This is a genomic window from Pseudomonas sp. HMSC076A11 (assembly GCF_001810205.1).
Taxonomy (GTDB): domain Bacteria; phylum Pseudomonadota; class Gammaproteobacteria; order Pseudomonadales; family Pseudomonadaceae; genus Pseudomonas; species Pseudomonas aeruginosa.
This window is the reverse complement of record NZ_KV800319.1, coordinates 103394-123956: the sequence shown is the minus strand read 5'-3', so window position 1 is coordinate 123956 and position 20563 is coordinate 103394. Positions and strand designations below refer to the sequence as shown.

Annotated in this window: 15 protein-coding genes; 1 reads left to right on the top strand and 14 read right to left on the bottom strand. The window is 68.6% G+C overall.

Annotation, left to right across the window (positions count from 1 at the left end; genetic code table 11):
• Positions 1-125 precede the first annotated feature (125 nt).
• From HMPREF2716_RS24950 to HMPREF2716_RS24900, 11 genes are all read right to left on the bottom strand, one after another.
• Positions 126-2468 carry an endonuclease/exonuclease/phosphatase family protein gene (locus HMPREF2716_RS24950; RefSeq protein WP_015502394.1) on the bottom strand — a complete coding sequence of 781 codons (2343 nt, stop codon included), beginning with the start codon at positions 2466-2468 and terminating at the stop codon, positions 126-128.
• A gap of 36 nt (positions 2469-2504) precedes the next feature.
• Positions 2505-4067: an alkaline phosphatase D family protein gene (locus HMPREF2716_RS24945; RefSeq protein ID WP_033862817.1), complete on the bottom strand. Its 1563-nt coding sequence runs from the start codon at positions 4065-4067 to the stop codon at positions 2505-2507.
• Positions 4068-4318: 251 nt separating this feature from the next.
• Complete coding sequence (locus HMPREF2716_RS24940; protein ID WP_003104247.1) at positions 4319-4834, bottom strand: ubiquinone anaerobic biosynthesis accessory factor UbiT; 516 nt, start codon at positions 4832-4834, stop codon at positions 4319-4321.
• Positions 4828-5718, bottom strand: a complete 891-nt coding sequence (locus tag HMPREF2716_RS24935; RefSeq protein WP_003132621.1) for a U32 family peptidase — start codon at positions 5716-5718, stop codon at positions 4828-4830. The genes HMPREF2716_RS24940 and HMPREF2716_RS24935 overlap by 7 nt, the downstream gene beginning before the upstream one ends.
• A gap of 11 nt (positions 5719-5729) precedes the next feature.
• Entirely contained in the window at positions 5730-6725 is a 996-nt protein-coding gene (locus tag HMPREF2716_RS24930) for a ubiquinone anaerobic biosynthesis protein UbiU (RefSeq protein WP_003093020.1), read from the bottom strand.
• 114 nt (positions 6726-6839) lie between these two features.
• A complete protein-coding gene (glp, locus tag HMPREF2716_RS24925) occupies positions 6840-8063 on the bottom strand; it encodes a molybdopterin molybdotransferase MoeA (protein WP_023084007.1) in 1224 nt (407 codons plus the stop codon).
• Positions 8060-8617 carry a molybdenum cofactor biosynthesis protein B gene (gene moaB, locus HMPREF2716_RS24920; RefSeq protein ID WP_003093023.1) on the bottom strand — a complete coding sequence of 186 codons (558 nt, stop codon included), beginning with the start codon at positions 8615-8617 and terminating at the stop codon, positions 8060-8062. The genes glp and moaB overlap by 4 nt, the downstream gene beginning before the upstream one ends.
• Before the next feature lie 101 nt (positions 8618-8718).
• Positions 8719-9171 carry a molybdopterin synthase catalytic subunit MoaE gene (gene moaE, locus HMPREF2716_RS24915; protein WP_003093025.1) on the bottom strand — a complete coding sequence of 151 codons (453 nt, stop codon included), beginning with the start codon at positions 9169-9171 and terminating at the stop codon, positions 8719-8721.
• A gap of 4 nt (positions 9172-9175) precedes the next feature.
• Positions 9176-9427, bottom strand: a complete 252-nt coding sequence (moaD, locus tag HMPREF2716_RS24910) for a molybdopterin converting factor subunit 1 (protein ID WP_023084006.1) — start codon at positions 9425-9427, stop codon at positions 9176-9178.
• Positions 9424-9906 carry a cyclic pyranopterin monophosphate synthase MoaC gene (gene moaC / locus HMPREF2716_RS24905; RefSeq protein ID WP_003093030.1) on the bottom strand — a complete coding sequence of 161 codons (483 nt, stop codon included), beginning with the start codon at positions 9904-9906 and terminating at the stop codon, positions 9424-9426. The genes moaD and moaC overlap by 4 nt, the downstream gene beginning before the upstream one ends.
• A 273-nt stretch (positions 9907-10179) precedes the next feature.
• Positions 10180-11571: a PhoH family protein gene (locus HMPREF2716_RS24900; protein WP_003093038.1), complete on the bottom strand. Its 1392-nt coding sequence runs from the start codon at positions 11569-11571 to the stop codon at positions 10180-10182.
• 503 nt (positions 11572-12074) lie between these two features.
• On the opposite strand from HMPREF2716_RS24900, the gene copA1 reads away from it, so the two are divergent.
• On the top strand, positions 12075-14453 hold the full coding sequence (gene copA1, locus HMPREF2716_RS24895; RefSeq protein ID WP_003110791.1) for a copper-translocating P-type ATPase CopA1: 2379 nt from the start codon (positions 12075-12077) through the stop codon (positions 14451-14453).
• 31 nt (positions 14454-14484) lie between these two features.
• Here copA1 and HMPREF2716_RS24890 read toward each other — a convergent pair whose 3' ends face one another.
• The 3 genes from HMPREF2716_RS24890 to HMPREF2716_RS24880 form a co-directional block, all read right to left on the bottom strand.
• Complete coding sequence (locus tag HMPREF2716_RS24890) at positions 14485-17205, bottom strand: winged helix-turn-helix domain-containing protein (RefSeq protein WP_003103006.1); 2721 nt, start codon at positions 17203-17205, stop codon at positions 14485-14487.
• Between the two features lie 332 nt (positions 17206-17537).
• Positions 17538-18905 carry a DUF1329 domain-containing protein gene (locus HMPREF2716_RS24885; RefSeq protein WP_003103009.1) on the bottom strand — a complete coding sequence of 456 codons (1368 nt, stop codon included), beginning with the start codon at positions 18903-18905 and terminating at the stop codon, positions 17538-17540.
• Between the two features lie 60 nt (positions 18906-18965).
• A partial coding sequence (locus tag HMPREF2716_RS24880; RefSeq protein ID WP_070622036.1) for a DUF1302 domain-containing protein occupies positions 18966-20563 on the bottom strand: 1598 nt, incomplete at its 5' end.

Sequence of the window (20563 nt, the reverse complement as noted above, 5' to 3'; positions counted from 1 at the left end):
TCCCACCGCAACGGCGGATAACCGCAGGCGGTTATTCGCCCTACCAGGCCCATGTGCCATGCAGAAAGGCCACCCTCGGGTGGCCTTTCTGCATGGCGACCAACACCACGGGCGCTCTCCGCTGCCTACCTGCGGTGCTTCTTCATCGCCACCCGGCGCAGGTCGATACCGATCACCACCGGGTCGTGGTCGGAGGCCCGGTACGGCTCGGCGTTGTACAGGCTGTCCTGCTGCCGAGGGGTCTTGAACTCGACGTTGTAGTCCAGCACCCGGGGCTCGTCGGCGTTGATGTGCCACTCCACCGCGCCGCGTACCTGGCGCGCCAGGCTGGCGTTGGCGAGGGCGTGGTCGAGGTAGCCGGACTGCCCGGAGAACACGTAGGAGTAGCCCTTTCCTGCGCCCGCCTGACGCGCCACCAGGTCGGTGTAGCCGGCGCCGCGGATGACGTTCACCGGGTCTTCCTTGGCATAGGAATTGAGGTCGCCGATGATCAGGCGGTCAGGTTCCTTGGCACCCGTCGGATCGCCCGCCAGCCAGTCCACCAGGGCCTGGGCGGCGCGCGCCCGGGTCAGGTTGCAGTTGCCCTGGCCGTCGCCGGTGTCCGGGTCGCCGTCGCAGGCCGAGCCCTTCGACTTCAGGTGGTTCACCGCGATGGTCAGGCGTTCGCCGCCATTGATCTCCTGGAAGGTCTGGGCCAGGGTCGGACGGTTGCGGGTATCGTCGAACTCCGGGTTCACCGAACTGTCGAGCACCGCCGCGGATCGATAGGTGCGGACCTTGTCGCCGCGATAGATCAGCCCCACGGCAATCTCGTCGCTGCCCAGCTTCGCCCGGTTCGGGTTGACGAAGGCATAGCGCTGGCCCTGGGGCAGGCTGGCGTTGAGGCCGTTGACCAGGTCGGCGATGGCGCTGAACTCGCCGTAGCCGTCGTTCTCGATCTCCATCAGGCCGACGATGTCCGCCTTCGAGGCGAGGATCGCCGCGACGATCTTCGCTTTCTGCCGTTGGAACTCCTCGGCCGTGTTGGCTCCGCGCGAGGTGGGGAAACCGCCGCCCTTGCCATCGCCGTTGAAGTAGTTGAGCACGTTGAAGCTGGCCACCCGCAGGCGCCCTTCCACCGCCGGCTGGGCCGGACGCGGATTGGCCGCCTCGAAGGTCGGCGTCTGCAACGGCTGGATACGGTAGCTGCCGGCCGAGTAGTCGAGCACGCCGTCGATGGCGCTGGTACGGTCGCCGACGCGCAGGCTGTTGTAGGCGCTCAGTTCCGGTGCCGGGTAGCGGATCGGGTCGGGGTTCTGCCCGCTGCGGCCGTCGTCGAGGAGAATCCGGTCGAGGTCGTTGCGCGCCTGCATGGCCTTGGCCTGTTCGCCGGGAGCCACCACGTTGGTCGGAGTCATCTGGCGGCCGCCGGAGGACAGCAGGACCTCGCCGTAGCGGCCGAGGTTGTAGACCTCGTTGACGGTCAGCGTCTGGCGGAGCTGCACGCGCATGCCTTCGTAGCGCTCCAGCGCATCGGCGCTGGCCAGCGGCAGGCTGATGCCGGCCGGCGTCGGCAAGGCCACGCCGCTCGCCAGGACGCTGACCTGCAGCGGCCCGACCAGTTCGGTGAGGCCGTTGAACTCGCGGACCTGGCCGGTCACCCGGACGCGGTCGCCGAGCTTGACGTCGCTGCCGTTGCCGCCGTCGTAGACGAAGATGCCTTCGGAGGTCGCCGGGTCGCCGTCCACCGTGGCATCTTCCTGCTGCACGTAGAAGCCCTTCAGCTCGCTGGCGTTCTGGAAGTCGCCGACCACCACGCCCTCGATGGCGACCCGCTGGTTCACCAGCGGACTTTCGGCGCCGGCGCCCTGCACCTCGTGGATCGGTCGCAGGCCGACCTCCTCGCCGCCGCCGGGCTCGCCAGCGCCATGCTGGCCGAGGTTGGCGAAGGTGTCGCGCGGGTAGCCCAGCCATTGCGCCGCCGGGTCGAAGGCGTCGCTGGGATCGCTGTCGCCGTCGCGGATGTCGGCCTTGCGCACCAGGCTCCGGTCGAGGGTCTGCACATCGCCGCTGCCCCAGGTCGTGCCGGGGTTGAAGCCGACCTGGCCGAGGCTGTCGAGGATCTCGCCGCTGCGCCGGCGCAGCAGCACCGCATCGTTGCCATTGAACCAGCTGCCCTCCACCCGCTGGCTGGCCAGCGCCAGCAACGCCGGGTCGGCCACGCCGTTGGCGAGGACGAAGGTCTTGCCCGGCGCCAGGCTACCGCTCAGGTCGATGCTGCGGCCCGCCGCGCTGGCGCCGTTGAAATAGAACTCGACGCGGTAGGCGGAGAGGTCGAGGACCTGGCTGCCGCTGTTGTAGAACTCCAGCGCCTTGTTGTTGCCGCTGCCTTCGACATACTCGGAGATGATCAGCTCGGCGGCGTTGGCCACCGGCAGGCCCAGCAGGGCCAGGCCGCCCAGCAGGGCGGCGTTACGCAAGGGGTGCATCGGGATACTCCTTTATCGGAATGGGGTCGCCGCGGCTCAGGCGCCGTCGGGTTGCAGTTCCTGGGAAAACACCGGCTCGCCGTCGAGGTCGCGCAGGGTGACGGTGAGCGCGCGGCTTTGCGCATCGATCTCCACCTCGCCGAAGAACTGGTAGCCGGCGAAGGGGGAACTGTTCTGGACCAGCGGGGCCTTCTGGAACATCACCTGCGGGCCGAACGTGCCATCCAGCGCGTTGGGTCCGAAACTACCGGCATTGAGAGGCCCGGCGACGAACTCCCAGAACGGCGCGAAGTCCTTGAACGCGGCGCGCTCCGGGCTGTAGTGGTGGGCTGCGCAGTAATGCACGTCGGCGGTCAGCCAGACGGTGTTGCGCACCCCGGCGCGCTGGACGAAGCGCAGCAGATCGGCGATCTCCAGCTCGCGGCCGAGGGCGGCGCCGTCGTTGCCGTTGGCGATGGCCTCCCAGCGGTCGCGGCCCTGAGCGTCCTTGCCATCGGGCACGCAGAGGCCGATCGGCATGTCGGCGGCGATCACCTTCCACTGCGCGCGCGAACCGCGCAACTCGCGCTTGAGCCATTGCAACTGCTCACGGCCGAGGAAATCGGTGGCGGCGCTGCGCCGCGCCTGCAGGTTGGCGCTGTTGCCGCCGCGGTAGCTGCGCATGTCGAGGACGAACACGTCGAGCAAAGGGCCGTAGGCGACCTTGCGGTAGATCCGCCCATCGCGCCCCTGGCGCTGGAAGCGCAGCGGCGCGTATTCGAGGAACGCCTGGCGCGCGCGGGCCGCCAGCACGTCGATGTCCTTCACCTGGTAGCGCTCGTCGAGCTGCTTGCTGGAGGACCAGTTGTTGGTGGTCTCGTGGTCGTCCCATTGCCAGATCTGCGGCACCTCGGCGTTGAAGCGGCGCAGGTTGTCGTCGAGCAGGTTGTAGCGGTAGTTGCCGCGGAACTCGTCGAGGGTCTCGGCGACCTTGCTCTTGGCCTCGGTCACCCGGTTGCGCCAGATGCGCCCGCTCTCGGTCTCGATGCGTTCGGGGATCGGCCCATCGGCATAGATGGTATCGCCGCTGTGCAGGAAGAAATCCGGCTGGCGCCGGCGCATGGCTCCGTAGATACGCATGCCGCCGATATCCGGATTGATCCCGAAACCTTGCCCGCAGGTGTCGCCGCTCCAGACGAAACGGATATTGCGCGCCTCGCTCGGCGCACTGCGCAGGTGGCCGAACCAGGGCTTGCTCAGGCTGCCGTCGCGGGCATCCTCGAAGCGCACCCGGTAGAAGATCGACTGGTCGGCCGGCAGGCCACGCAGGTCGATGCGCGCGGTGTAGTCGAGGCGCTCGTCGGTGACCGGCGAGACCAGCCGACGCGGCTCGCTGAAGACGCTACGGGTGTCCCATTCGACGATCATCCGCGCCGGGCGGTCGGTGCGGCTCCAGACCAGCGCGCGGTCGCCCTGCACATCGCCGGATTGCACGCCATCGGTCAGCTTCGGCCGCGCCCTGGGCGAGGCGATCACCGCCGGCGCGCCCAGCGCCGGCAACAGCAGTCCAGCGCCCAGGCCTTGCACGACGCGGCGGCGCTTGAGGTCCATCCCACTCATACCGGAGTTCTCCGCAGGCTTCACGAAGGTCCGGTTTACCGGGGCAAGTTGACAGGGGCGTTACGGGGACAGACAGGCTATCCGTTTGGTCAGGGGAAACGCCCATTCGCTCCGCGCCGCCCATGCGGCAACGAACCGGGCGTTGCCTCGCTGAAAAGAGCCTCAGTGAGTTTCAGGCTTCAGGGAATACACCCAATCGGAGGGGCGCGCCCAGCGACATTGGCGTCGCTATACGCCCCTTTCCACCGACCTCAGCCGCCCCGCGCGCCCTGGACCGGCCCCTGGGGCGCCTCGCCGCGCTCCTCCTGCACTGCCCGCCCGGCCCGTTCCACGGCGTTCCACAACCAGGGCGGCAGGTGCTCCGGGTCGAGGCTGTCGAGGAGGTTCTTGACCGCCAGGCCCAGCTCGGTGTCGCCCTCGATCACCAGGCGGCGGCGGAAGAACAGGGTATCCGGGTCCTCATGCCGGCTGGCCAGCAGCAGGAAGTCGCGCCAGTCGCCACGGATGGTCACGCTGGCCCGTGGCCGTTCGACCAGGCGCAGGCCGCCGGGCACCCGGGTGACGCACCAGCCGACGCCGAGGTCCCTGACTTCCAGGCGCAGCCAGCGACCTTCCAGCAGGTCGAAGGCGCCCTCCTCCAGCGGCTGGGCGAACAGCCGGTTGGCGACCCGTTGCAGGACCAGGTGCTGGAGCCCGCGCGGAACCTTCGCCGCCAGCGGCAACAGGCGTCCGGCGACGCCGAGGAGCAGGCGTTGGCGGTTCAGCATAGCCCTGCCTCCTCTGCCCGCAGCATCCCCGGCCGGCCGTGCCAGTAGCCGTTGCAGCCTTCCACGGCGAGCGGCGGAGCGGCACCCTGGCGTACCCGGTCGAAGGCCGCGATCACCTCGGCCATGCCCTGCGCCCGAGGGCTCAGGCGTAGCAGGTCGGCGCCGCTATGTTCCAGCGAGCGGTAGTCGGCCAGCAGGTTGCTGACCTTGCCGGACATGGTCTGGATGCCGTTGAGGGTGAACAGCGCCTCGCCCTCCTGGCTGAGCAGCGGGATACCTTCGGGATACTGCTGGCAGCAGAACTGGCAGTCGTCCTTGGGCCGGTTCTCCGCCCGCGCGGTGAAGCAGCGCGCCGAGTAGGCCAGCGGCAGGTGACCGTAGGCGAAGACCTCGGTCTGCAATTGCTCCAGGCCCAGCTGCGCAGCCTGGTCGAGCACCCCGCGCAGCAGCTTGCCGGAGACTTCCACCGGCGGAATCCAGCGGCGCATGCCCCAGGAATACAGTTCGGCCAGGGCATGACCGTTGTAGAGGTTCAGCGCCGGACCGCCGACAAAGGGCACGCCGCGCTGGCTGAGGTAATAGACGGCGGCCATGTCGTTGGCCTCGACCCGGAGTTCGCCGTTCTCGCATAGCCGGCGCAGGCTGGACAGCTCCGAAGCGGCCTCGATCAGCGCCAGCCCGGAGAGCACCAGCTCGGCACGGGTCGCCTGCGCCAGCTCGCGGGCCAGCGCCTGCCAATCGTTCAGGGACAGCGCCCGGCGCTTGGCGCAGACGGTCTCGCCGAGGTAGATGACGTCGAGCGGCTGGCCGGCCATCTCGGCGTAGAAATCGAATATCTGCCGCTTGTCCCAGTAGAACAGCAGCGGTCCCAGGCTCAGTTTCATCGCGGCGGTCCTCACTGCCAGGAACGGTGATAGGCGCCCAGGGTGGTCTGGTGCCCTTCGGAAAGTCCGGCCAGCGCGCGCTGCCATTGCGGCTGCACGCTATAGGCGCCCGGCGCGCTGGCGTAGCTGTCCAGCGCCTGGCGCCAGACCCGGGTGACCTGCTCGACGTAGGCCGGGCTGCGCTGGCGGCCTTCGATCTTCACCGCCGCCACGCCGATTTCCGCCAGTTGCGGGACCAGGTCCAGGGTGTTCAGGCTGGTCGGTTCCTCCAGCGCATGGAAGCGCTGGCCATTGACCAGGAAACGGCCCTTGCAGAGGGTCGGGTAGCCGGCCGCCTCGCCGGCGGCGTAGCGGTCGATGAGCACTTCGTTGAGGCGCGAGGTCAACCCCTCCGGTTCCTCGCTCCAGCGCACCGCCCTGGCCGGCGAACAGACGCCGCAGAGGTTCGGCGACTCGCCGGTGACGTAGGAGGACAGGTGGCAGCGGCCCTCGGCCATGATGCACAGGCTGCCGAAGGCGAACACCTCCACCGGCACCGGGCTACCGGCCGCCACCTGGCGTACCTGCGCCAGCGATAGCACGCGGGGCAGGACCGCGCGACGGATGCCGTAGCGTTCGTGATAGAGGGCCAGGGCCGCGGCATTGGTTGCCGAGCCCTGCACCGACAGATGCAGATTGAGCCGCGGATGACGCTTCGCGGCATAGCCGAGCACCGCCACGTCGGCGGCGATCAAGGCATCGACGCCGAGGTCGGCGGCCTGGTCCACCGCGCGCTGCCAGCGCTCCCAGCCCTGCGCGCTGGAATAGGTGTTGACCGCTACGTAGAGCTGCCGCCCGGCCTCGTGGACCCGCCGCAGGCCTTCCTGCAACTGGCGTTCGTCAAGGTTGAGGCCGGCGAAATGGCGGGCGTTGGTGTCGTCGCGGAAACCGACGTAGATGGCGTCGGCGCCCTGTCGCAGGGCCGACTTCAAGGCGGGCAGGCTGCCCGCCGGACAGACCAGTTGCATGGGGTTGCTCCTCTGGCGAAAAACGCGCTCCGCGGCAGTGGGCAACCCCGGGGCACAGGCGCCACACTCTAGAAAGACGCTCCCGGTCGGCGCTTGACCGGGATCAAGAAGGCCTCAGGCCATCAGTGCGGAGAACGGCAGAAAGTCGATCGCATCACCCACGCCCAGGGTGGCGCCGCGCTCGATCACCGCCAGCCCGTCCGCCCAACTGGCGGCAAGCAGCATCGCCGAGCCCTGCTGCGGGTGGATTTCCACCCGCCCCCGTTCATCGAGCCGCGCCCGCAGGTACTGGCGACGCGCCCGCGGTTGCGGCCAGTCGAAGGCCGCCGGCAACGCCAGCGGCCGCGGCACTACGTCGAACAGTCCCTGCTGGCGAAGCAGGAACGGACGCGCCACCAGCAATGCGGTGACCAGCGCCGCCGCAGGGTTGCCGGGCAGCCCCAGCCAGGGCTTGCCGGCCACGGAGCCGAAGGCGAACGGCTTGCCCGGCTGGATCGCCAGGCGCCACAGGTTGACCTCGCCAAGCTCGGCGATGGCGCGCTTGAGGTGGTCTTCCTCGCCTACCGAGACACCGCCGCTGGTGACCAGCGCGTCCCATTCGGAGGCCGCCAGGCTGAGCGCATCGCGGCTGGCCACCAGTTCGTCGGCGAGCACTTCCTCGTCGTGCACCTCGAAGCCGAGACCGCGCAGCAAGGCGCCGATGCAGTAACGGTTGGCGTTGTAGATCTGCCCGGCCAACAGTGTCTGGCCGGGCTCGCGCAATTCGTCGCCGCTGCTCAGCAGGCCGATGCGCAAGCGCCGACGCACCGAGGCCGTGGCGACGCCGAGACTCGCCAGCAGGCCGAGTTCCTGCGGGCGCAAGCGCTGTCCGGCACGCAGCACCGGCGCGCCGCGACGCAACTCCTCGCCGCGCCGGCGCACATGCTGGCCGGCGCTCACCGGCGGCAACTGCACGCGCTCGCCGTCGACCACGCAGAGTTCCTGCGGCACCACGCAGTCGGCGCCGGTCGGCAGCGGCGCGCCGGTGAAGATCCGCGCCGCCTGGCCCAGCGGCAGGCTCATGCCGCGGGTGTCGCCGGCGGCGATCCGCGCGCCGACCGTCAGGCTGCCGCCGCTGCGCGGCAGGTCGGCGGAGCACAAGGCGTAGCCGTCCATCGCGCTGTTGTCCCAATGCGGCAGGTCCATCGGCGCCAGCAGGTCCTCGCCGAGCACTCGTCCCAGCGCCCGCTCCAGGGCCAGGCTCTCGCAGGCTGGCGGGCACGGCGCGCGCGCCAGCAGTTCGGCCAGCGCCTCGTCGAGCGGGCGCAGTTGGCCGCCATCGCAGGCGCAAGCGCTCACGAGCGGCACCCGCAGCCGGCCACCGGCGCCACGGCTGGCGGGGTCTTCAGGTGCGGGACGAAATTGCACGGGCGGGTGCGGCTGTCCAGTTGCGCCAGGAGAATCTCGTTCCAGGCGGTACGACAGGCGCCCGGCGAGCCGGGCAGGCAGCACACCAGGGTACCGTTGCTGAGCCCGGCCAGCGCCCGCGACTGGATGGTGGAAGTGCCGATCTCGCGCTGCGAGACCTGGCGGAACAGTTCGCCGAAGCCCTCGACATCGCGCTCGAACAGCGGCCCGACCGCCTGCGGGGTGTTGTCCCGCGCGGTGAAGCCGGTGCCGCCGGTGATCAGGCCGACCTGTACCTCGGGGTCGGCGATCCAGGCCGAGACCACCGCGCGGATCTGGTAGATGTCATCGGTCTTCAGGCTCCGCTGGTGCAGGCGATGACCGGCGGCCAGCAGCGCGTCGGCGAGGGTCTGGCCGGAAGTATCGGTTTCCAGGGTACGGGTGTCGCTGACGGTGAGGATGGCGATGTTCAGCGGCTGGAAGGTGGAGGTGGCCAGGTGGCTCATGGAAGGGGGTCCTAGGAACGGGCGATGCCTCAGCCTGAACCGCGGGCCCCCGGCTGGCTATTCCTCCGAAGAGGTAAGCCGGCGGCGCGAGGAGGTAGACGTCACTCCTCCCAGCGCTGCGCGGCGGCCTGGTCGCTGCAGCGGCCTTCGACCCAGCGCGGGCCTTCGGCGGTGTCTTCCTTCTTCCAGAACGGCGCGCGGGTCTTCAGGTAGTCCATGACGAAGTTGCAGGCGTCGAACGCCGCCTGCCGGTGGGCGCTGGCGCAACCGACGAAGACGATCGGCTCGCCCGGCTCCAGGCGGCCGATGCGGTGGAGGATCTCCAGGCGCAGCAGCGGCCAGCGCTGCCCGGCCTCGGCGGCGATCTTGCCGAGGGCCTTCTCGGTCATGCCCGGATAATGTTCGAGGAACATCCCGCCGACCTCGCGACCGTCGTTGAAGTCGCGCACGTAGCCGACGAAGCCGACCACCGCGCCGATGCCGACGTTCTGCGCATGCAGGGCGTTAAGCTCCTGCCCCGGATCGAAAGCGGCCTGCTGGACGCGGATGGCCATGGGTTCAACCTCCGGTGACGGTGGGGAAGAAGGCGACTTCGTCGCCGTCCTGCAACGGCTCGTCGAGGCCGCACAGTTCCTGATTGCGCGCGCACATCAGGTTCTGCTCGCCGAGGGTACGCTCCCAGACCCCGCCACGCTCCACCAGGAGCTGGCGCAAGGCGCCGAGGGTCGCCAGCCCGGCGTCCCAGTTCAACTGCTCGCCGTCGACGCCGAGGGCTTCGCGGTAACGGGCGAAATACTGCACGCGGATCATGCCTGCCCTTCCTCCTCTTTGCGGTAGTGGCCGCTCTTGCCGCCGAGCTTCTCCAGCAACTGGACCTGCTCGATGACCATCCCGCGGTCCACCGCCTTGCACATGTCGTAGATGGTCAGGGCCGCGACGCTGGCGGCGGTGAGCGCCTCCATCTCCACGCCGGTCTGCCCGGCCAGCCGGCAACGCGCGCGGATGCGCACGGCGTCCGGCGCCTCGGCCTGCAGTTCGAGCTTGACGCTGGTGAGCAGCAGCGGATGGCACAGCGGGATCAGTTCGTGGGTGCGCTTGGCCGCCTGGATGCCGGCGATCCGCGCCACGGCGAAGACGTCGCCCTTGGGATGGCCGCCGTCCTGGATCAGTTGCAGGGTTTCCGGGCGCATGCGCACCACGGCCTCGGCCGTGGCTTCACGGGAGGTCACGGCCTTTTCCGTGACGTCGACCATGTTGGCGCGGCCCTGGGAATCGAGATGGGTCAGCACGTGGGTGCTCCTGGAAGAGGATACTGGCCAGTCATTGTAAGCCCTGGAGGGCATGACGCGATGCCTGGGGGAGGTTCGGAAGGGGGATGATTGTATACATAAAGAGGTAGGGCAGGCCGGCGCAAGGCACCTCATCCCGATCGGGTAACGATGCGGGCCCGGTCCCCGGGCCTGGCCTGGCCTGGCCTGGCCTGGCCTGGCCTGGCAGGATGTATATCCCGCCCGGCTTTTTCAACCGGGCGGGATATCGGCCGGCGATTGCCGCCGGCTACCTCACATGTGCGCCTCGGCGTACTCCGCCAGCACCGAGCGCGGCACCCCTTGCAGGGTCACGTGCACGCCGTGGGGGAAGTCCTTGAAGCGTTCGGTGAGGTAGGTCAGGCCGGAGCTGGTGGCGGACAGGTAGGGCGTGTCGATCTGCGCCAGGTTGCCCAGGCAGATCACCTTCGAACCGCTGCCGGCGCGGGTGATGATGGTCTTCATCTGGTGCGGCGTGAGGTTCTGGCATTCGTCGATGAGGATCAGGCTCTGCTGGAAGCTGCGCCCGCGGATGTAGTTCAGCGACTTGAACTGCAACGGCACCTTGCTGAGGATGTAGTCGACGCTGCCATGGGTGCATTCGTCGTCCATGTGCAGCGCTTCGAGGTTGTCGGTGATGGCGCCGAGCCAGGGCTCCATCTTTTCCGCCTCGGTGCCGGGCAGGAAGCCGATGTCCTCGTCCAGGCCCTGCACGCTGCGGGTGGCGATGATGCGCCGGTAGCGCTTGCTGACCATGGTCTGCTCGATGGCCGCGGCGAGCGCCAGGATGGTCTTGCCGGAACCGGCGGCACCGGACAGGTTGACCAGGTGGATGTCCGGGTCGAGCAGCGCGTACAGCGCCAGCGACTGGTACACGTCGCGTGGCCGCAGGCCCCAGGCTTCCTGGTGCAGGAGCGGCTCCTGGTGCAGGTCGAGGATGGTCAGCTCGTCCTGCTGGATGCCCTTGATCCAGCCGACGAAGCCCTGTTCGTCGACGATGAACTCGTTGATGTGCACCGCCGGCAGGTTGTCGGTGAGCTGCACGCGATGCCAGGTACGGCCGTGGTCCTGGCGGGTCTCGACCTTGCTCACGCGGTCCCAGAAAGAGCCGGCGAGGGAATGGTAGCCGCGCGACAGCAGGGCCACGTCGTCGATCAACTGGTCGGTGTGGTAGTCCTCCGCGTCCACCCCGCAGGCGCGCGCCTTCAGGCGCATGTTGATGTCCTTGGTCACCAGCACCACGCGCACGCCGCTGTGGCGGCTCTTCAGCTCGACCAACTGGTTGATGATCTTGTTGTCGTTGAGGTGCTCCGGCAGCCAGGTGATGGGCTCGGCACGCTTGCTCATGAGGATCGACAGGCTGCCGCTGGGGCCGTTCTTGCCACGCTGGATCGGTACCCCTCCCTCTACCTGCTCGGGCGTGGCCTCGCCGAGTACCTGGTCGATCAGGCGGATGGCCTGGCGGCACTCGGCGGCGATGGTGTGCTTTCCGGTCTTCAGCTTGTCCAGCTCTTCGAGCACCGTCATCGGGATCGCGACGCGGTGTTCCTGGAAGTTCAACAGGGCATTCGGATCGTGGATCAGGACATTGGTATCGAGGACGTACAGGGTGGGCTGGGTGGGGCGGGAACGTCCGTGGTCATCCATACGCGATCACCTTCTGCTAAGGGCCTGGCGACGGAATGCCGGGTCGGCGCTCCGCCGGGGGGCGAGCCGCCTTCTCTCTTCCGGTGGGGAGAGCCTGACAGCAGAGGTGAGGGCCGGGGCCGCCACCTGTGCTGCAGGGTTCGGCGGTCTACGGTTCCACAAATACCGCAAAAAATATGACGGTAAAAAGTACTTTTCGTCATCAGCAGGTTTTTTTTCCGCAAGCGACGAAATACCTTGGCGCAGCCCTTCGCGAGGTCTAGTGTTATCGGTCCCACCCCTGTGAAAACCCTCCGCTTTTCCGTGCCGCAACGGTTTTCCAGCGCCATTCCCCCTCCCCCCTGCCCCTGCGACATAAAGCCGCCACTGCGCCCTGCGCCGCCTTCCTGTATGAATCCGGGGCTTGACCTTGACACGATGTCAAGGCTGAACCTGGCGACAGATCTCACCGGCGCCTCCCAGGGCGCCTGCGGTGCCACTTCTGTCCATTCCAAGGAGGACTCATGAACAGCGCCACGCTAACCGAGCTCGATCTGCCGGTCAGCGGCATGACTTGCGCGTCCTGCGCCGGCCGTGTCGAACGAGCCCTGAAGAAAGTGCCCGGGGTCGCGGCCGCCTCGGTCAACCTGGCCAGCGAGCAGGCCCGCGTACAGGCCCCGGCGGACAGCCTGCCGGCCCTGGTGGCGGCGGTCGAGCAGGCCGGCTACCAGGTTCCGGCGCGCAGCCTGGAACTGTCCATCGAGGGCATGACCTGCGCCAGTTGCGTCGGCCGGGTCGAGCGGGCGCTGAAGAAGGTGCCCGGCGTACGCGAGGTCAGCGTCAACCTGGCCAGCGAGCGCGCCCACCTCGACCTGCTCGGCGCCGTGGACAGCCAGGCCTTGCTGCAGGCGGTGGAACAGGCCGGCTACAAGGCCCGCCTGCTCGACGCGGGGCAACCACGCCAGGACGATGCCGAGCGCCGCCTGCGCCGCGAACGCTGGTGGGTGATCGCCGCGCTGTTGCTGGCGTTGCCGCTGGTGCTGCCGATGCTGGTGGAATGGGCCGGCCTGCACTGGATGCTGCCGCCGTGGGCGCAGTTCCTCCTGGCGACCCCGGTGCAGTTCGTCATCGGCGCGCGCTTCTATGTCTCCGCCTGGCGCGCGGTGAAAGCCGGTGCCGGCAACATGGACCTGCTGGTCGCCCTCGGCACCAGCGCCGGCTACGGCCTCAGCGTCTACCTCTGGCTGACCGCCCCGCCCGGCCACATGCCGCACCTCTACTTCGAAGCCTCGACCGTGGTGATCGCCCTGATCCTCCTCGGCAAGTACCTGGAAAGCCGCGCCAAGCGCCAGACCGCCAGCGCCATCCGCGCCCTCGAGGCGTTGCGCCCGGAGCGCGCGGTGCGCCTGCGCGACGGTCGCGAGGAAGAGGTGGCGATCGCCGAGTTGCGCCTCGGCGACGAGGTGGTGGTGCGTCCCGGCGAACGCTTCCCGGTGGACGGCGAGGTGCTCGACGGCAGCAGCCACGCCGACGAGGCGCTGATCACCGGCGAGAGCCTGCCGGTGCCCAAGGCTCCCGGCGACAAGGTCACCGGCGGCGCGATCAACGGCGAAGGCCGCCTGCTCCTGCGCACCACCGCGCTCGGCGGGGAAACGGTGCTGGCGAAGATCATCCGCCTGGTGGAAGACGCCCAGGCCGCCAAGGCGCCGATCCAGAAGCTGGTGGACAAGGTCAGCCAGGTCTTCGTCCCGGTGGTGATCCTCATCGCACTGGTCACCCTCGGCGCCTGGCTGGTCGCCGGGGTCGGCCTGGAGCAGGCCCTGGTGAACGCCGTGGCGGTGCTGGTGATCGCCTGCCCCTGCGCCCTCGGCCTGGCCACCCCGACCGCGATCATGGCCGGCACCGGCGTGGCCGCACGCCACGGCATCCTGATCAAGGACGCCGAGTCCCTGGAAGTCGCCCATGCGGTCACCAGCGTGGCCTTCGACAAGACCGGCACCCTGACCTCCGGGCGACCGCAGATCATCCACCTCGGCGGCGACGACCAGGAGCAACTGCTCAGGCTTGCCGGCGCCCTGCAACGCGGCAGCGAGCACCCGCTGGCCAAGGCCGTGCTCGAGCGCTGCGCCGAGCGCGACCTGGAGGTTCCGCCGGTGAACGCCAGCCAGGCCCTCAGCGGTCGCGGCATCCAGGGCGAGGTCGAGGGTCGCCGGCTGGCCCTAGGCAACCGCCGCCTGCTCGACGAGCAGGAACTCAAGCCCGGCGCGCTGGCGAGTGCCGCCGCGGACTGGGAGGCCGAGGGCCGCACCCTGTCCTGGCTGCTGGAACTGGCTCCGGAGAAACGCGTGCTCGGCCTGTTCGCCTTCGGCGACAGCCTCAAGGACGGCGCCGCCGAAGCGGTGGAGGCCCTGCGCGAACGGGATATCCACAGCCACCTGATCACCGGCGACAACCGCGGCAGCGCGGCGGTGGTGGCCAAGGCCCTGGGCATCGACGACGTACACGCGGAAGTGCTGCCGGCGGACAAGGCCGCCACGGTCGCCGAGCTGAAAGGCCGGGGCCGGGTGGTGGCGATGGTCGGCGACGGCATCAACGACGCCCCGGCGCTGGCCGCCGCAGACGTCGGCATCGCCATGGGTGGCGGCACCGACGTGGCCATGCACGCCGCCGGCATCACCCTGATGCGCGGCGACCCGCGCCTGGTGCCGGCGGCGCTGGACATCTCGCGGCGGACCTACGCGAAGATCCGCCAGAACCTGTTCTGGGCCTTCATCTACAACGTGATCGGCATCCCGCTGGCGGCCTTCGGCCTGCTCAACCCGATGGTGGCGGGCGCGGCGATGGCCTTCTCCAGCGTCAGCGTGGTCGGCAACGCCCTGCTCCTGCGACGCTGGAAGCCCTGAGCCAGCACGCCAGGTACATGGGGTGGCGCGCCTAGCGCAACAACCCCATGTGCTTGGCCCGCGCCACCGCCTGGGTGCGGCGCTCGACGCCGAGCTTGTCGTTGATATGGCGGGCGTGGCTCTTCACCGTATGCAGCGAGATGAACAGCCGCTCGCTGATCTCCTGGTTGGACAACCCCTGGGCGATCAGCTCCAGCACCGCCAGTTCGCGCCCGCTGAGCACCTCGCCCGCACTGCCCGCGGGCTCGGCGGGCGGCTCCGGCAACAGCGCGCGCATGCGCTGGGCGCCGGGACAGGCAGGGAAGCGCTGCAACTGTTCGCGCAACCATTCCGGCTGCTGCACGAGCAATTCGTGGAGCGGCAGCAAGGCTCCGCCGACTGCGCCCTCCATGGCTTGTTGCAGGGTCGCCAGCGCCTCGCGCTCGCGGCCCTGCTCCAGGTGCAGCGCGGCCAGTTGGCCGAGGGCCAGGCGAGCCGGCAGCAACGCGCCGTTCTCCCGCGTCGAGCGGGCCAGCCGATCCAGGCGCCGGGCGGCTTCCTCCGGGCGTCCTTCGCGGCGCTCCAGGCCGGCCTGGAGCAACTCCACATGCAGCGGCAGCAGCGGGCTGCATTCCGGCGGCGTGGCCGCCTGCCCACCGTAGGTGCCGCCCAGGCGCTGTAGCCAGACGCCGGCCAGTTCGGTCTGGCCCTGGGCCAGCCAGAGTTCGCACTTGATCAGGGTGATCGCCGCCAGGTAGTAGATCGGCGGGATATCCCAGGCATGCATCAACCGCTCGACGTCGCCAAGCCGGGCGAACGCCGCCGCGTAGTTGCCCAGGCGCCCTTCCAGGCTGGCCAGGACGCAATAGCCGATCACCAGGCTGACATCCCGGCAGCTGCGGGTTTCCTCGATTCCCTGCTTGATCCACTTGCGCGCTTCGTCCGGCTGCAGCGCCAGGCTGCGCAGGTAGCCGCGGTACAGCAGGAGCCGCCCGCGCACCGCGTAGCGGCGTTGCGCCGGCAGGTGCTGGAGGCGTTCCAGGCCCTGGCGCACCTCCTCCTCGGCGCGCGCCACCTCGCCGCGCGCCTGGAGGACGCGGGCGCGGTCGTAATGGACCAGTGCCTCGAACAGCGGGTTGCCGTAGCGCTGGGCGAACTCCAGGGCGTCGCGGTTGTAGTTGCGCGCCTGCCAGAAGTCGCCACGGGTCACCGCCAGGTTGCTCAGCGTCGACAGGCATTGCAGGCGGGTGCCATAGCGCTCCCCGGCGAGGTCCTGCAAGGCCTCGCGGCAGTGCGCCTCGGCCTTGTCGATATCGCCGCGGCCGCGCGCGATCACCCCGCTCAGGGCCTGCCACTGGGCCAGCAGGTCGCGCTGCGCGGACTCGTCCGGCGCCGGCAGGAAACGCGCCAGTTGGCCGGCCAGCTCTTCCGCGGCATCCAGCTGGCAGGCCAGCGCCAGCGCCCAGCCGTACAGCAGGATCAGGCGCGGCGTGCTCGCCAGGAGGCTGTCCGGCAGGTCCATCTTCCAGCGCAGCAGGGTGGCGATGTTCTGCTCCGCCAGCAGTTGCTCTTCCGACAGGTTCTGCACCAGGCTCGCCGCCACGTCCGGCTGGCCGGCGCGCAGCGCCTGCTCCACCGCCTGGTCGAGCAGGCCATGGCGGCTGAACCAGCCGCAGGCGCGCAGGTGCAGGGAGCCGGCGGACGGACCGAAGTCGGGCAAGGGACGCGCCAGCAGCAGGTCGGAGAACAGGTGGTGGTAGCGGAACCACTGGCCGTTTTCGTCCAGCGGCACGAGGAAAACCTGGTGCTGCTGCAGGTGGTCGAGGATCGCCGCGCTGTCGCCGGCCTCGCGCACGGTATCGCAGAGCTCGGCGCAGAAGCGCTCGAAGCGCGCGGTCTGGGCGAGGAACGCCTGGACCTCGGGCGGCTGCCGCTCGATCACCTCCTCCAGCAGGTAGTCGCGGATCAGTTCGTCGGCGCCGTGTACCCCGGGGCTGACCTGCTCCTCTGGATCGCCGCGCGCCAGCAGCCAGAGGCGTAGCCCGGCGACCCAGCCTTCGCTGCGCTCGAGCAGCGCGTCCAGCGCGTCCTCGTCGAGTTCGAGGCCGCTGGCGGCCATCAGCGCCCCGCTCTCCTCGGCGGTCAGGCGCAGGTCCTGTTCGCTGAGTTCGAGCAATTGCCGCGACAGGCGCAGGCGCGCCAGGTGCCAGTCCGGCCGCTGCCGGCTGGTGACCAGCAGCACCAGGCCCTCGGGCAGGTGATTGAGGAGGAATTGCAGGCAACGGTCGAGCACCGCGCCCTGGGCCAGGTGGTAATCGTCCAGCACCAGTAGCAGGGGACGCTGCGGGTCCAGGCAGGGGGCGAGTTCGTCGAGCAGGTCGTCGAGCCAGGTCTCGAAGGCGAACGGCTGGTGACGCTGGCGCATCTTCAGCAGGCCGAGGGCCTCTTCGCCCAGGGTCGGGTGGTACTGTCGCAAGCCATCGAGCAGGCGTTCGAGGAAACGTCCGGGATCGCTCTCGCGGCTGCTCAGTCCCAGCCAGAGGCTCTGCCAGCGCGGATCGAGGCTTTCGCAGAACTCGATGGCCAGGGAACTCTTGCCGAATCCGGCGGGCGCGGCGATCAGCAGCAGGCGACCGTCCAGTCCGTCGCGCAGTCGACGGCAAAGACGCGGGCGCGCCACATGGGCCGACGGCAGCGGGGGGCGGAAAAAGCGGTTGGCCGTCGGCAGGACGGCGGATGGAGTGCCCGAGAAGGTGCGCGAGAAGTCAGTCATCACCCGGTTTCTTGGTTTATGTATGGGGCGTGAACGCTCCGGAGACTAACCACAAGTGATGGCTATTTGAAGCACTATCCATCGGCTCGGACGAAATAGCGCACCGGCGCTTCAGCTCGATAACCAAGGAAAGACCGGTTTCCCGGCGCGGTCCAGGCGCGGCAAACGTTTCCCGGCCACACAGGTGCCCGCCGGGAGGATGGCGACGACGGAATCCGCGGGCGAGGCGGGAAAACACTTTGTAATGAATTGACGGCCGGAGCGGCACGCCGCCCGCGAAAACGAAGAAACCGGCACAAGGCCGGTTTCTTCGTGGCTAGGAACGCCGTTTCTCAGCGTACCCCTTCCTGGCGCAGCGCCGCCGGGGTGTAGTCGCTTTCCGAAGCGCTGTAGTTGAAGTCGTAGGCCTGTTTCTCCTCGTTCTTCATGCCCAGCGCCAGGTAGCGGCCGGAGAGCAGGTCGTAGAGGGTTTCCACCGCGTACCAGGGCACCTGCTTGTCGTAGTACTGCTCGGCATGCGCCTCGGCCACGCGCCACAGGGTGCCGCGACCGTCGTAATGGTCGATCTCGGCGGCCTGCCAGGTGTCCTCGTCGATGTAGAAGTCACGCTTGGCGTAGATGTGCCGCTCGCCCGGCTTCAGGGTCGCGACCACATGCCAGACGCGATGCAGCTCGTAGCGGGTCAGGTCCTGGTTGATGTGGCCGGCCTTGACGATTTCGCTGTACTTGATCTTCGGATCGTCGAGCTTGTAGCTGTTGTAGGGAATGTAGATTTCCTTCTTGCCTTCCAGCTTCCAGTCGTAGCGGTCCGGCGCACCGTTGTACATGTCGAAGTTGTCCGAGGTGCGCAGGCCGTCGGCGGCGGTGCCGGGACCGTCGTAGGACACCTGCGGAGCCCGCCGCACGCGGCGCTGGCCGGCGTTGTAGAGCCACGCCAGGCGCGGCTCCTTGACCTGGTTGAGGGTCTCGTGGACCAGCAGCACGTTACCGGCCAGGCGCGAGGGCGCGGTGACCCGCTGCTTGAAGTAGAACAGCACGTTGCTCGGCTTGTTCGGGTTGTAGTCCTTCAGGTTGGTACGGAAGGTGAAGGCATCCTGGAAGTAGACCAGCTGGTAGGAGCCGTTGACCTGCGGAGTGGCCTGGGTCACCAGGCGCCGGACGCTGCCGCCGCGATAGCGGGTGATGTGGTTCCAGATCACCTCCAGGCCGTTCTGCGGGATCGGGAACGGGTTGGCGGTATCGAAGTTCTCCAGGCCGTTGCCGCCTTCCACCAGCTTGGTGGTGGTGGCGTTGCGCTTGGCCGCCTCCTGCACCGCCGCCGGGACGGTGGCGCTGCGGTGGGTCTTGTATACCGGGATCTTGTAGGTATCCGGGTAGCGCTTGAACATGGCCAGTTGGCCGGGAGTCAGCTTGTCCTTGTACTGGTCGACGTTCTGCGCGGTGATGGTGAACAGCGGTTGCTCGCTGGCATAGGGGTTGGCGAGGAAGCCACGGCTGTCGACGCTGCCGGCGTTGGTCGCCAGGCCGCCGTCCCAGGCGGGGATGCTGCCGTCGGCGTTGCCGGCCTTCTCCGCCCCCAACGGAGTCAGGCTGGTGCCGAGCTTGGCCGCTTCGTCGGCGGATACCGCCGCCATCACCTGGGTGGCCAGCAGGCTCAGGGCCAGTACACCGGTATGCAGAAGAATCTTCGTTGTTTTCATTCGCTCGTCGTCCTCGTTAAGTCCTGCTCGCCGGCCCGGTTCGCACCGGGCCGGCGTACATCAGAAGTTCATGCCGAAGCTGAGCGCGACGAAGTCGCGATCGTCCACGGTGGTGTACTTGCCGTCGAAGAAGTTGGTGTAGGAGAGGCTCGCGGTGTAGGTGTTCTGGTACTCCGCGTCCACCCCCAGGCTGACCGCCTTGCGGCCTTCCTCGAAGTTGGCGCCGGGACCGGGCGAATAGCCATCGACGTCGTGCGACCAGGCCACGCTGGGCTTGAGGTTCACGCCCATGAACACGTCGTTGTAGTCCCAGATCGCACGGGCGCGATAACCCCAGGCGTCCGAGGTGGTATAGCCATCGTTCTCGCAGTAGCGGCTGACGTTGTTCGCTTCGGCGGTGCCCAGCGTGCTGACGTTCAGCGCCTGGCAGCTGGCCAGGCCGGAGATGGTCCCCGGCAGCGGCCCCGGTCCGAAGACCGGGTCACGCCCGTAGCGTGCCTTGGAGGTGCTTTCCAGGCCGCCGACGTGGGTCCAGCCGATCTCGCCCACCAGGGTCAGGCGCTCGGCGCCCATCACCTGGTCGAAGAAGTGCGTCAGGGTGGTCTGCAGTTGGGTGATCTCCTTGCGCCGATAGCCGTGCAGGTCCTGCCCGGCCTGGCCGTTCAGCACCGAGGCGTTGTCGTAGGGGCGGTTGCCCCCGATGCTCACCGGGTCGAGGCCGGCGAAGAGGATGTCGGTGGTGTTCAACTGCACCGGCGCGTTGGGCCGGTAGCTGACTTCGCCGCTCCACGCGGTGCCGTTGGGCAACGTGGTGGAGAAGCTCAGGCCGAACATGCGGATATCTTCCGGGTACTCGATGAAGTAGCTGGAGTTGCCGGCGGTGGCCGCCGCCGCAGCCTGGGCGGCCAGTGCCGGGTTGATCGCGGCGAGGCGGGTGGCGAGGTCGTTGATCGCCGCCATGGTGCTGGCCGAGGCGCCCTGGCCGCTGAAGATCGGCAGGCGGCTGTGGTAGTTCATGTAGTAGGCGCCGAACTCGGTGTTCAGTTCGTCGGCGAAGTAGCGCAGGGCGAAGCCGTACTGGCCGCTGTCGCGAGCGTCGCGGTCCGGCCCGCGGCGGACCAGGATGCCCTCGTCCCAGGGCGACGGGGTAACGCTCAGGCCAGCCCCGGCGAGCACGTTGTTGAGCAGGTTGATGGACGCCTTGTTGTTGGTCAGCACCGCCAGGTTCTGGTCGCAGCCATCGGCCACCACGTCCGGCTGGGAGAAGAAGGTGCCACAGTTGTCGACCACCGTCTGGTCCCACTCGATCTGGTAGAAGCCTTCGGCGGACAGGTTGTCGGTGAGGTTCTGCGACAGGTAGAACATGTTCACCGGGATCAGGCCTTCCTTGATCTCCGAGCCGGGCCGGCGGAAGGCGGTGACGTCGATCGGGTTGATGGCGCTGATGCCGTTCTGGATGAAGGTGCTCTCGCCCCAGTTCACCACCTGCTTGCCCAGACGCACGCTGCCCGGCAGGTCGCCGATGGCATAGTTGTGGTAGATGAAGGCGTCGAGCAGTTCGGCGCCGGAGGACTTGGCCAGGGTCTTGCGGCCGCTGTCGTCGATGTCCTTGAACTCGCGGTGCTCGTCCTTCAGCTCGAAGTCGTACCAGTACTTGC